This window comes from Dyella sp. C11 (assembly GCF_003121485.1).
Taxonomy (GTDB): Bacteria; Pseudomonadota; Gammaproteobacteria; order Xanthomonadales; family Rhodanobacteraceae; genus Dyella.
On sequence record NZ_QAVX01000015.1, the window covers coordinates 79,444 to 91,702 of the forward strand.

The 12,259-nt window shown below is 61.4% G+C and carries 9 protein-coding genes; 2 read left to right on the forward strand and 7 right to left on the reverse strand.

Annotated features, from left to right (window positions below):
* Positions 1-33 precede the first annotated feature (33 nt).
* Positions 34-786 (forward strand): class I SAM-dependent methyltransferase, encoded by a 753-nt coding sequence (locus DK366_RS14560; RefSeq protein WP_109126278.1) that lies wholly within the window; start codon positions 34-36, stop codon positions 784-786.
* 17 nt (positions 787-803) lie between these two features.
* On the opposite strand, the gene DK366_RS14565 is transcribed toward DK366_RS14560, so the two are convergent.
* The 7 genes from DK366_RS14565 to DK366_RS14595 form a co-directional block, all read right to left on the reverse strand.
* Entirely contained in the window at positions 804-2,354 is a 1,551-nt protein-coding gene (locus DK366_RS14565) for a hypothetical protein (protein ID WP_157956555.1), read from the reverse strand.
* A 15-nt stretch (positions 2,355-2,369) separates the two neighbouring features.
* Positions 2,370-2,780, reverse strand: a complete 411-nt coding sequence (locus DK366_RS14570; RefSeq protein WP_109126280.1) for a GtrA family protein — start codon at positions 2,778-2,780, stop codon at positions 2,370-2,372.
* Entirely contained in the window at positions 2,777-3,739 is a 963-nt protein-coding gene (locus DK366_RS14575; protein WP_232821062.1) for a class I SAM-dependent methyltransferase, read from the reverse strand. The genes DK366_RS14570 and DK366_RS14575 overlap by 4 nt, the downstream gene beginning before the upstream one ends.
* A gap of 69 nt (positions 3,740-3,808) precedes the next feature.
* Positions 3,809-5,764, reverse strand: coding sequence for an NAD-dependent epimerase/dehydratase family protein (locus DK366_RS14580; protein ID WP_109126281.1), 1,956 nt, complete (start codon positions 5,762-5,764; stop codon positions 3,809-3,811).
* Positions 5,765-5,769: 5 nt separating this feature from the next.
* Positions 5,770-6,675 (reverse strand): transketolase, encoded by a 906-nt coding sequence (locus DK366_RS14585; protein ID WP_109126282.1) that lies wholly within the window; start codon positions 6,673-6,675, stop codon positions 5,770-5,772.
* Complete coding sequence (locus DK366_RS14590; RefSeq protein WP_109126283.1) at positions 6,672-7,451, reverse strand: transketolase; 780 nt, start codon at positions 7,449-7,451, stop codon at positions 6,672-6,674. Before DK366_RS14590 ends, DK366_RS14585 begins: the two co-directional genes overlap by 4 nt.
* Positions 7,452-7,656: 205 nt before the next feature.
* On the reverse strand, positions 7,657-9,648 hold the full coding sequence (locus DK366_RS14595) for a bifunctional 2',3'-cyclic-nucleotide 2'-phosphodiesterase/3'-nucleotidase (RefSeq protein WP_109126284.1): 1,992 nt from the start codon (positions 9,646-9,648) through the stop codon (positions 7,657-7,659).
* A gap of 186 nt (positions 9,649-9,834) precedes the next feature.
* Between DK366_RS14595 and DK366_RS14600 the strand changes: the two genes are divergently transcribed.
* A complete protein-coding gene (locus tag DK366_RS14600) occupies positions 9,835-11,559 on the forward strand; it encodes a sulfatase-like hydrolase/transferase (protein ID WP_109126285.1) in 1,725 nt (574 codons plus the stop codon).
* Positions 11,560-12,259: the final 700 nt, after the last annotated feature.

The window sequence follows — 12,259 nt, forward strand, 5'->3', positions numbered from 1 at the left end:
CGCGTCGCCATCTTGTCGTAATTGAACCCGCCGATGACCCAGGAATCGTTCAAACCCATCTCCGTGAAGGCCCCCTCCGACAGTCGGTGGATGTTTGCCATTCGCTGTCTGGTCGATCTTCAAATGAAGACCATCGCCGAGTATTTGCGCCCGGCCATGGCCACGTTGCGCGGGCGCGTGCTGGATGTTGGAGCAGGGGAATCACCGTGGCGGGAATGGCTTCCTGCCAATGCCACGTATCACGGGATTGACGTGGGCAATGCCGATGATTTCGGCATGCAGGCGCAACGCCCCGACATTACCTACTACGACGGTCGCACGATCCCGTTCGGCGACGGCGAGTTTGATGGCGTCATCTGTATCGAAGTGCTTGAGCATGTGGAGCAGCCTGATGCGCTCATCACTGAAATTGCGCGATGCATGAAGCCCGGTGCCACGCTGCTGCTCACCGTGCCGTGGTCAGCACGACGCCATCACATACCCCACGATTACCACCGGTTCACGAGAGAACGCCTGCTTGACTTGTTCAGGGCGGGCGGCTTCTCGCAAGTCGATGTACGGGAGCGGGGAACGGACATCCTGGTCATTGCCAACAAGCTGATTGTCCTGAATGCCCGATTGATGCCGAGCCGAAACCTTTTGAGGAGCTTGTGGACGTTGCCGCTGTTCATAGGGCTTGTGCCGGTGACGCTCAGTTTTCTGTGCGTGGCGCACATCGCTGACGCTGTCGGTGCGGGCGCCAAGGAAGACCCCCTGGGGTATTTCGTGCGAGCGACCAAGGGCTGATGCCCGGCGCTTCGGCCTCATTCCAGGGGCTTGCCTCGGTATATGTGATAGGTCGGATCGTTGGTATATCCGCTCAGTTCTTCATAGTTGTTCTTGATGTATTGATCCATCAGCGGATGCGTATTCTGGTAACGCAGTTCATCGCGACCATCGAGCGGGACATCCATGATCATCAGAAAGCCGGGATTGGCGGCCTTCAGGCGATCCAGTTCCTGTTGCTGGAAATTCTGCGAACGTTTCCACGCGGTATAGCTTTCCATGGTCGGCGACCTTGCCCCGAGCACGGCATACGCGCCGGGCATCAGCGGTGCGACAAACAGGTTGCGCCCGGCGGGCGCAAGGTCAGTCTTGAGCCTGCCCAGCAGCGTGACATTGGAAACCACGCCAGGGTCCACGGAAAGTACGTCGTTACCGATGACAAGGTCAGTGCAATGGCCCGATACGCGGCATTGCCAGCCCGGGTGCTGGGGCATGACGGCAAATACGCTGAGCGCGCAGATCGCTAACGGTAACCCATATTTTGCCAAGCCTTTCGCTGTGGCAGACATTGCCAGTACGCCAATCAATGCGGGGAAAATGCCCTGTGCCAGATGACTGACGTCCGCTCGCGAATACGCGTAATGCGTATAGGGGATGGCGCAGAGTGCGCTGGCCACCACGAGAGGATGAAGGGGTTTGCCTTGCCAGCGCCGAAGAAAGACGATGGCCGACGCGACGAAGCAAAAGGCAGGCAAGAAAAGAAAGATCAGTCCAATGACAAAAGCGCGTGTCGATTCCACCAGGGCCGCGCTTTCGAAGTGCACCTTCCAGGGCCAGGGAAGCGGGAGCGGAAGATTGGTGCTCTTCACTTCGAAGATCAGCCTGACGCTGTCTATCAGGGAGGCCGTGAAATGCGGGACGAAGAGCATCGTGGCGAACATCGGGATGTACCCGACGATAACGCCTGAGAAATACGCGCCCACGTGCCGGAGCCAGAGTGCCCGTGTTGGCCGGTCCAGCATCAGGTAGATAAGTGCACCGATACCTGCCGCGAGTCCGTAGATACCGTGATTTCGGCCGAAATAGGCAGCCAGGCCGGTAAACGCCCCGGCCAGGAAGGATCGCCTGGTTGTGGGATGGGTGATCCACCAGGCCAGTGCGCAGACGAAGCCGATGGAAATCGAAATGTCGTACAACTTGTGTCGCGGAACCATCCAGATCGCGAGCGTCACAGCGCATAGCACGAGGTAGGGAAGCATGCCTCGTCGATCGTGGACTCGTGCCAGCCACGCCAGTGCGAAGCTGAGCGCGATGGCCTGGAGCAAGGCGATGGTGTAACGAACGGCGAGGATGCCGTGCGTGCCGGTCAAATGAAGCAGCCCTGCGCTGAAGTAGTACCTGCCAGGGTCATACGCCTGGTAGTCGCGTATGGGGACCTCTCCGAAACCTATGCGCTGAATGCCGTACCAGAGGTAGCCTTCATCCCCCAGGTTGAAACCCGTCCGAACCTCCCACGCAAGGCAGGCAATCGTCGCGGCAATGCCGAGCAATATGGCCCAGGAAGCTGGACTGGTCAGGTATCTACGCATGGTCTTTTGACAAGATCAGTCCTTCCCATCACTGCTTTGCACCCCAGGTGAGGGAGTTCTGTCCTGGGCAAATACAAATCGCGACTGCAGCAGATAGTTGAGGATAGCCATGAAAGGCGTGAGCAGCACCTGGCTTGTTACGGGGCCCAGATGCATGCGCACAAGCACCGTAATTGCCAGGTAGTTGAGCACGTAGCACAACAGGTAAATGGACACGAAGCTTGGGAAGCGATTCGTGCCGCGATGGGAGAAAGCGAACTTGCCGGTGGTGACGTAGTTGAATGAAACGCCCGCTATGTTCGCCGCGATGAGTGCCGCCCATACGGGAAGACCCAGGCGGATCAGCAGCGCATAAACACCAAGCCCGAACGCCGAATTGAATATCCCGACGATGACAAAGCGGACGAAGCGCCGGCCATGATTCATCGGGCGCTGCCCGCGGTCTCCGTTGGCCGAAAACCGGTCACCATGGTGTTGCCAACGTTGAAGGCAAGCCGCCACTGGCCGAGTCCGGTCGCGTTCTGGGCCTTGATCAGGCGCCGCTTCATGCCTGCGGGGATCGGAAGCAGTCGTGTCCAGTAGGACAGTGCGTAGCGATTGGCAAATGCTTTGGCGTGTACGTCCGTGTAGCCCGCACGCGTGTACAACTCAGTGATGCTGCGAGGCGAAAACAGCTGCATGTGTTCTACGTCGATGATCGGCGATCGCCGGCCCAGCGCACGATTGACGATGCTTCGGTAATCGTGGGTGACCGTGACGAAGGCGCCGCCGGGCCGGAGCAGGCGAAGCACGGACTGGGCAATGTCCAGTGGATCGCGAACGTGTTCCATGGTCATGAAACAGCACACGAGATCGAAGGACTCGGGTTCGAAATCCTTCTCATGGAAAATGCCTTCCCGAATCCATGCGCGGCGATACGGTGGAGCCGCCGCGACGGCGGACGCGGACGGCTCCACGCCTGCAACGCTGGCGAAGCCCGCGGCCTTCAGGCCATCGAGAAGAATGCCGGTGCCCGTGCCGATTTCGAGTGCTGCCCCCTGGTGCAGGCGTGCCATGAGCGACTGCATCTCGCGCAGGTACGAGGTGGCCGCATCAACGGCCTCCTCGGCACTGTCATAGTCGGCGACGTGGTAGGCATCGGCCAATGCCTCTTGAGACGGAGGCTGATCGACATACACAAGGTCACACGTGGCGCACTGGACCATGTGGTAGTTGAGAAATTCGGGTTCTTTGCGCGACGCGAAACTGAATGTATTGAGACGCGTGGGATCAATCTGCTCGGCAAGGAACTCGCGGGCATGTTCCGGCGATGCCCCGCAAACGGGGCAGGAGCGGGACAAGCGTTCCGAAAGGTGCATGCCTTGTTTCTGCGGTTCCGTTGTCATGGGGTGATTCACGGGTCGGATGAGTGGCGTGGACGTCGGTGTTCGGTGCAGGCTGATGCTTCGCGCTCATCAAAGATGAGGCTTCTGCTCCGTCACAACGCCATGCCTGATAAGCCCTGAACGGATCAGTCGCGGTCGCCCCTTCACCTCGAGCATGATTTTCCCAATGTATTCGCCGACCAGCCCCAGGCCAAAAAGGTTGAGCGAGCCGAACATCAGGATGGTGATCAGCAGCGTGGTTATTCCGCGGGGAGCGATATCGGGCCAGACGAGCCTTAGCACAGCGACAACCACCGCAGCGATGATGGACAGCACCAGCAATGTCAGGCCCGCTGTCGTGAGCATCGTCAGTGGCACATTGCTGAAGGAGAAGATTCCCTTCTTGGCCCAGTCGATATTCTTGGAAAACGTGTTGGTTGTTCGTCCGAACATTCTTTCCGGGCGAACGTAATCGACACCCGTTTGACGAAAGCCGACATAGGCGCGCAGGCCACGCATGAACAGGTCCCGTTCGGGGCAGGAAAGCAGCCACTGCACGACCTTTCGGTCAATCAGCGAGAAGTCGCCGGCATCCAGCGGTATGTTGACGTAGCTGAAGGCAGCGAAGACGCGGTAGAACGCCTTGTACAACAGTCCCCAGTGCCAGGGCATCTCGCGTTGCACGCGTCGCCCATAGACCACGTCGAAGCCTTCCTCCCACTTCTGGTAGAACTCGGCGATAAGTTCCGGCGGGTCTTGCAGGTCGCCATCCAGAAGCACGACGGAGTCCTTGGAGGACAGCTCCATGCCGCTGCGAAAGGCCATCTGCGAACCGAAGTCGCGCGAGTGCGAAATGCCGATGACGTGCGGGTCCTGCTCGGATAGCTGGCGGATCACTTCGGCGCTGTTGTCCGGACTGCAATCATTGACGAAGATGATTTCGTGATCGACGCCGAGTCGAAGGAAGGTCTCCTTCAACCGTTGGTACATGATGGGAATGGCGGGCTCGTCCTTGTAACAGGCGATGATGGCCGAGATGATGCGGCGGCGCTTGTTCGATACCTGCTTGGAGCGCTGCTTGAGATCGTCCTCGGTCAGCGTCGAAACCCAATCTGCAGTGGTACGCAATCCGGTGGCCAGGGGAATGCTGGCCTGCCATCCCAGCATGCGGGCCGCCTTGGCCGGATTGGCAAACCAGTCGGCGAGATCCCAGGTTCTTCCTTCCATGGCGCCGAATTTGGGTTCCTCCTGCACATGGAAGACGTCACGGGTCAGCTGGGCGAGTTCGGCGATGGTCGTGCACTGGCCCGACCCGATGTTGAAGCTTTCGCCGTACAGGTCCGGATTCATCTTGACCGCTGCCAGGATGAATGCCGCGCTGACGTCATCGACGTGCACGAAATCACGCGACGTCTTGGGATCGACGAACGGCGGAAGCGATCCCGACAACGCCTTGTGCAACAAATTGGGAATCAGGCGCGAGCCGTCTTCCAAAGGGCCGTAGACGGAGTACAGGCGGAGATTGACGCATGGGAAGCGATGATGCTTGCCCATGTAGCGAAGATATTCCGACGTGGCCACCTTGGATACCGCGTAGTGGCTGTTCGGCAGGCACGTAGCGTCTTCGTCGGGCGCGGCACTGTTGTTGCCATACTCGGACGACGTTCCCGCATGCACAAAGGCAGCGACGCCACGTTCCTTCAGCAAGGTAGTCAGGCTGACGATGGACTGGAAATTAGTCTCGTAGATGAGCCCCGGGTCCCGCTCGAAAGAATAGGCGCCGTAGGCGACACAATCGAAGACGGTCTGCGGTGCGACCTGGTCCAGCAGGTGCTTCAGCGCAGCCGAATCGTTGACGTTGGCGCCGATGATGTTTGCGTCGGGAATGCCTTCAAGGCGCCAGTTGCGCACGGTCTGTACGACGGCGTGGACATCCTGGCGCTGCTCGAAGATCTTTCGAAACAGGTTGGCTCCCACGAATCCTGCAGCGCCCGTGACGAGAATGGGGCCCTTCAGCGCGCGAATGTGCTGGGTCAAATCAGTCATTGGGTTCAGATACCTTCAATGGCGTCCAGAAGGCTTTGCGGGTCAAGGCCGGACTGCGCGCGCAGATATGTTTGAGACCCGTACCTGTCGTAGTGATGGGCCTTGGCATGGAGGTGCAGCATGCGAGCGGCCACGCCGTTTCGCATCAAGTACAGGCTCAGCTCGGATGCAAAGCCACCACGCGCGACGTGTTCCTCGGCGACACAGACTTTTCCGTGTGCCTTGATCGCGTCCATGAGTGCCTCGGGCAATCCCTGGGAACCCAGCGGCAGCTCCGCTATCGCCCACAGGCTGGGGCGCTCCTGCTCGGGGAGCGCCTGGAGTGCGGCTATATAGGTGGTGGCGAGCGGTCCAACCGCAACGACCGGCATGCCATGCCCATGCACCAGTCGCCGCCAGGGTGAATAGTCCGGGACGGCATAGTCGGCAGGTTGCTCGCCGCGGCCGAGTCTTAGGTAGACGGCGCTGGCCTCCTGGCCGATGCGCTCGATGACGGTGGGCACGTCTTCATCGAACACCGGCACGAAAACGCGCAGGTTGGGCAGCGTCAACAGGACGCCGTAATCCTCGATGGCGTGATGCGTAGGACCCATCACGCCGTAACCGTAGCCGCCACCATTGCCGATCAGCCGGACCGGTAGATTGTGGAACGTGACGTCGTTGCGGATTTGCTCGAAAGGGCGGGCGTAACAGAACGGCGCGATGCTATACACCCAAGGCTCCAGTCCCTGGCGTGCCATGGCGGCGGCAACAGAGACCATGTTCTGCTCGGCAACACCGGCATTGATGAACCGCTCCCCCAGTGCCGCCTGCAAGGGCTCCAGGGCCATGAAGCCCAGGTCGCCCGTGAGAAAAATCATTTGCGGACTGCTTGCGCGTGCAACCAGCGCATCACACAACTGCTTTCTCATACGCGGTTGAGTTCCTCGATCGCAAGGGAATAGTGCGGCTCCTTGAGCGGCAGGTAATGCCATTCCATGCGGTTTTCCATGAACGACACACCCTTGCCTTTGGTGGTTTCGAGCACGATGACCTTCAGGCGGTCTGCCTTGGCATTCAGGGCGGATCGCATGGCCTCGAGGTCGTGACCCGACACCACATGCAGATCGAGATCAAAACCCTTGATTCGCTCGAAGAGAGGAAACATCGAAGCCACTTCCTGGGTGTGCCCAAATCCCTGAAGACCGTTGTGGTCCACCATGACGGTGAGATTCGTGAGCTTTTGATGCACGGCGAAGATCAAGGCTTCCCACGTGGAACCTTCCTGCCATTCGCCGTCCGACGTCAGGCAGAAGGTGTGCCCTTGCTGGCCTTTCAGGCGCGTCGCCAAAGCGGTTCCTGCCGCCAGGGACAGACCATGGCCAAGGCTGCCCGTGGCAAACATGATCTCCGCAATGCCTGTCGCGGGAGGGTGACCCGCGAGCAAAGTGTCGTCCTTGTGGAAGGTGCGCAGGTCTTCTTCCTGCAGCTTGCCCGCGCTCCAGAGCGCGATGTAGAGCGCCCCCGCGGAATGTCCCTTGGAAAGTACGAAAGAGTCCTGTTCACCGATGTGTTCGTTGAACAGCAGTGCCAGCGCATCGATGGAAGAAAGATTCCCCCCGATGTGTCCCACGCCGCTTTCGTGGTGCATCTGCAGCAATCGTCGACGTATCGCTGCCAGCTGCTTGGTGTCCAGCAAGGACTTCATGGCCGTTCTCTGCATGTCTGCTTACGTTGCACAGGCTATTCCCTGCGTGGAATAACCTGCGCGCGCGGCCGGTCCCTTGACGCACAGGGCGTGCCACGCGGACGAAACCCGCTGAAGGGTAATAAAGTCGTTAAACAAGGGCGCCCCGGCAGAGTTTACCGAGAGCGCCCGCCCGACAGTGAGACTATTTTGTCAGGGCCGATCCTTAGTGCGACAGATCGATGGCGTATTCGGCCGTGCCGTCGCCGTTGTCCTTCAGCTGGCGGATGTTCTTCAGGCCGGCTTCGCGTGCCACGTCCTGCTTGTTGACGGCAGCCTTGAACACGACGTCGCCGTGCGTCTTCACCGGCACGAAGTGCCAGGAAGCGGCGGGCAGGTCCTTCGCGGTGAGCGTCTGCTTCTTCTGCAGCCACTTCGCGAGGATCTCGCGGGCACCATCGGGCGCGGCCAGCACGATGTTGTTGCCGTCCAGGCCCGGGAAGTTGCCGCCGCCGCTGGCGCGGTAGTTGTTGGTGGCGACGATGAAGAGCTGGTCCGGCTTGATCGGCTTGCCCTTGAAGGTGAGCTTGACGATGCGCTCGCCGGCGGGCTTGGTCACGTCGATCTGATAGCTCAGGTCGCCCTGGATCTGGTCGAAGTTGTAGCCGGGCAGTCGGTCGCCGATCAGCTGTTGTTCGCCGGTCTTGGACGGGTCGATCTGGTTGAAGCGTTCGGCGGCCTTTTCCAGCCACGCCTTGAGGCCGGCGCCATCCACTTTCACGGCCGAGAGCGTGTTCGGATAGAAATACAGGTCCGCCGCGCTGCGCAGCGTGAGCGGGCCCACGGCGACGTCGGTGTAGTCATCCGGGCCGCCAAAGCCGGTGCGGAACGCGGCAGCGGCGGAGAGCACCGGCAGCTTCGCCAGTTCCGGATGCAGCTTGGGCAGTTCGCTCTGCACGTAGTCGCGCATGGCCGCGTTGATCGGCGCGAGTGCAGTCATGTTGCCTTCGTCGGCAAAGTAGCTGCTCAGGTGCACGCGCGTTTCGCCGATGGGCGTGTTCACGTACTGCACGGCCGCTTCGTGCGCCTGCTGTACCAGCGGCGCGATGGCCGGATCGGCCGGCACGCAGTCGTTCTTCTTCGGACAGATGGGGCGCACTTCACTGTGCGTCTGGCCGTCGTCGATCACCCAATGGCCGTCCTTGCGCTGCAAGGCCAGGTCGATCACGCCGAGGTCCTTGCCGAAGAAGCCGCCCATCACGGCCGGCTTGCCGCGCACGAAACCGCGCTCGGCGTCCACGTCCTTCATGCCCTTGTAGTGCGGGCCGGGGAATTCGGTGTGCGAGTGACCGAGCAGCAGCACGTCGATGCCGGGCACGCCGGCCAGATGCCAGCCGCCGTTTTCCATGTCGGACGTATAGGGCGCCGTATTGAGGCCGCCATGCAGCACGGCGACGACGAGGTCCGGATGCTGCGCTTCCAGTTCCGGCAGGTATTTCTGCGCGGCTTCCACCACGCCCGTCACGGTGACCTTGCCGGCCAGGTTCTGCTTGTCCCATTCCAGGATCGGCGGCGGCGTGAAGCCGATGATGCCCACCTTCAGCGGCACCTTGTGCGTGCTGCCGTTGGGCTCGGTGACGGTGATGTCCTTGGTCACCACGGTCCACGGCTTGAAGATCGGTGCGCCGTCGCGGGCGCTGTACACGTTGGAAAGCACCAGCGGGAAATGCGGGCCGGCGCAGCGGTCCGTGTGGCCGCCGTCCACGTTCATCGGCGTGCCGGTGACCTGGGACAGGAAGCCCAGGCCGTAGTTGAACTCGTGGTTGCCGGCGGTGCCGCCGTCGTAGCCCATGGCGTCCATGGCGCGGTAGATGCCCAGTTCTTCCTGGCAGCCCACCGGCTTCACCTGGGCCTGGTAGTCGGCCAGCACGCTGCCCTGGATGGTGTCGCCGCTGTCGAACAGGAAGCTGTTCGGGTACTGCTCACGGGCGCGGCGGATCAGCGTGGCCACGCGCTCGTAGCCCACCGAGCTGTCCTCGCGCTGCTTGTAATAGTCGTAGCTCAGCACATTGGAATGGACATCCGTGGTTTCCAGGATGGCCACCTGGGCGTGGCTGCCGTCAGGCAGGGCGGCGCCGGAATGGCTGGTCGACTGGCTGGCGCAGCCCGCCAGGACGGCGGCGGCCAGGGCGGCGAGGGGAAGGAGACGGTGGGTCATGGCCTGTCCATGGGGGATAAAGCGGGAAACCTAGCAGATCGGCATGTCGCCTTGCCGGCGCAACGGCCGCTGAACCCCATGAGGGCGCCGTTTGTCCGTTGCCTGCCATTGTGCATGTGACAGTGGCGAGAACGTAGAATTGCACCCAGATGACACACCGGGCCGAACAGGGGGCCTTCGCTTCATATGCCGCAACAACCGCTTCGCTTCCTGCGAAAGAGTGGACCCTGGCTGGTGGCCACGGCCTTCTTCCTGTTTTGCGTGAACATGACCGCCATGCGCGAGCCTGCGCTGTTGCAGCAGGCGTTCGTGATCGCGTTGATGGTCTGCGCGTTCGGCGTGCTGCTGTCGGCCTTCGCGCGCCCCGCCACGGCGCTGGTGGTGAGTGGCGGCCTGTTCCTCGGGCTGAACTTCCTTTCGGTGATGAAGCTGCGCTATCTGGATTCGCCGCTGATGCCGGCGGACTTTGTCTATTACGCGCGCAGCAGCCTGCTCGAAACGCTGGGCCACTATCCGCATCTGTGGATGCTGTCGGTGGTGGTGTGCATCGTGACGCCGCTGGCGCTGTGGGCGGTGTGGCGCTTTGATCGTCGCCTGTTTGCGAACGTGAAGCCGAGCCGCGCGTGGACCATGCGCCTGAGCGGCATGGCCGTATGGGCCATCGCATTCTGGGTGTGCCTGCTTCCCAACGGGCCGTTCGCCGAAGTGCATGCGAAGAACGTGTGGGAAAAACTTTCCGACGACGCGCAGATCACCAACTTCTTCGTCAACTTCAGCGACTCGGACATCCGCATGCCCGAGATGGGTGACGACGCGCAGGCCGAACAGGACTGGGGCGCCACGGCATCGGGCGAACCGGCAGCCATTCCGCGTTCGCCGGAATCGTATCCGGACATCGTGCAGGTGCTGGAAGAAAGCACCTTCAACCCGTCCAACTTCACTCAGTGCAACATCCCCGAGTGTCGCGTGGCGATGTTCAATACCGACCCGCGTACGCGTTCGACTGGCCCGATGCGCGTGCATACCTTCGGCGGCGGCACGTGGGTGAGCGAGTTCGCCACGCTTACCGGCATGCCGCAGGACATCTTCGGCCCCGGCGGCATGTACGCACCGTACGTGCTCGCACCGCACGTGCAGGATAGCCTGCCACGCCAGCTGCAGCGCCTGGGTTACCTCACGGTGGCGATCTACCCCACCAACGGCGCCTTCCTCAACGGTCGCAACGCGTACAAGGCTTACGGCTTCGATCAGTTCTACGACGCCAGCCAGCTTGGCCTGGAAGAGTGGGAAGAAACCGACAAGCAGATGTTCGACGCCGCCAAGCGCGTCTACGACAAGGTGAAGAAGCCGGGCCAGCCGGTGTTCGTGATGATCCTGACCTTGGCGCAGCACGGCCCGCACGACACCGATCCGATGTCGTCGTTGCCGGCGCCGTTCAACAAGGGCGTGCTCAAGGGCCTGCCCACGCGCGAGTCGCTGAACTTCAACACCTACCTGTCGAACCTGCACAATTCCGATATGGCCATGCACGGACTGGAGCACGATTTCCTCGATCGCGCGCAGCCCACGGTGATCGTGCACTTCGGCGATCACCAGCCGTCGTTCAGCGGCCTGATCAAGGAGATGCCGCGCACGTGGCCGGATGGGTTGTCCTCGTACAAGGACTACCTCACCTACTACATGATCAAGAGCAACTTCCAGGCGGCGCCCATGCCGCACTACCCGATGCTCGACATCGCCCTGTTGCCGAGCATGGTGCTGCAGGCGGCCGACCTGCCGACCGATCCGTACTTCTCGGCAGCCATTTCATTGCGCACGCGCTGCAATGGCCTGTACACCGATTGCGCGCAGCCGGATCTGGTGAAGTCGTACCACGCGTGGATCTTCAATCGACTGCACGTGTACGAGTAAGGCAGGCGTCCGTGCTGCAAACAAGAGCCCGCTCCCCGTGAGCGGGTTTTCGTTTTCTGTAGGAGCGCACTTGTGCGCGACCGCCACGTGATGGCGTTCCACGCCGTTGGAAGGTCGCGCCCAAGTGCGCTCCTACATCCGCGTGGCGTGGATGCTTCCGTGTGGGAGCGCACCCCGTGCGCGACAACCTGACGGAGCGATACCGGCGAGGCGCTGCAGTCGCCCACAGGGTGGGCTCCCACAAGGTCAGCGCGCTGCTCGGGTGCAGCGAGGAAGAATGCCCGAGATCCAGAGCAAAGGCCGTTCCTTATGAGCGGCCTTTGGTTTTGTAGGAGCGCATTTATGCGCGACCGTCACGTGAGGGAGTGCCGCTCCGTTGGATGGTCGCGCCCAAGTGCGCTCCTACATTCGCGTGGCGTGGATGCTTCCGTGTGGGAGCGCACCCTGTGCGCGACAACCTGACGGAGCGATACCGGCGAGCTGCTGCAGTCGCCCACAGGGTGGGCTCCCACAAGGTCAGCGCGCTGCACGGGTGCAGCGAGGAAGAATGCCCGAGATCCAGAGCAAAGGCCGTTCCTTATGAGTGGCCTTTGGTTTTCTGTAGGAGCGCATTTATGCGCGACCGTCACGTGAGGGAGTGCCGCTCCGTTGGATGGTCGCGCCCAAGTGCGCTCCTACATTCGCGTGGCGTGGATGCTTA

Bases quoted from the DNA above. Each gene is read 5' to 3' on its own strand.
- DK366_RS14560 (WP_109126278.1), top strand. From the start codon at position 34: ATGACCCAGGAATCGTTCAAACCCATCTCCGTGAAGGCCCCCTCCGAC.
- DK366_RS14565 (WP_157956555.1), bottom strand. From the start codon at position 2,354: ATGCGTAGATACCTGACCAGTCCAGCTTCCTGGGCCATATTGCTCGGC.
- DK366_RS14570 (WP_109126280.1), bottom strand. From the start codon at position 2,780: ATGAATCATGGCCGGCGCTTCGTCCGCTTTGTCATCGTCGGGATATTC.
- DK366_RS14575 (WP_232821062.1), bottom strand. From the start codon at position 3,739: ATGACAACGGAACCGCAGAAACAAGGCATGCACCTTTCGGAACGCTTG.
- DK366_RS14580 (WP_109126281.1), bottom strand. From the start codon at position 5,764: ATGACTGATTTGACCCAGCACATTCGCGCGCTGAAGGGCCCCATTCTC.
- DK366_RS14585 (WP_109126282.1), bottom strand. From the start codon at position 6,675: ATGAGAAAGCAGTTGTGTGATGCGCTGGTTGCACGCGCAAGCAGTCCG.
- DK366_RS14590 (WP_109126283.1), bottom strand. From the start codon at position 7,451: ATGAAGTCCTTGCTGGACACCAAGCAGCTGGCAGCGATACGTCGACGA.
- DK366_RS14595 (WP_109126284.1), bottom strand. From the start codon at position 9,648: ATGACCCACCGTCTCCTTCCCCTCGCCGCCCTGGCCGCCGCCGTCCTG.
- DK366_RS14600 (WP_109126285.1), top strand. From the start codon at position 9,835: ATGCCGCAACAACCGCTTCGCTTCCTGCGAAAGAGTGGACCCTGGCTG.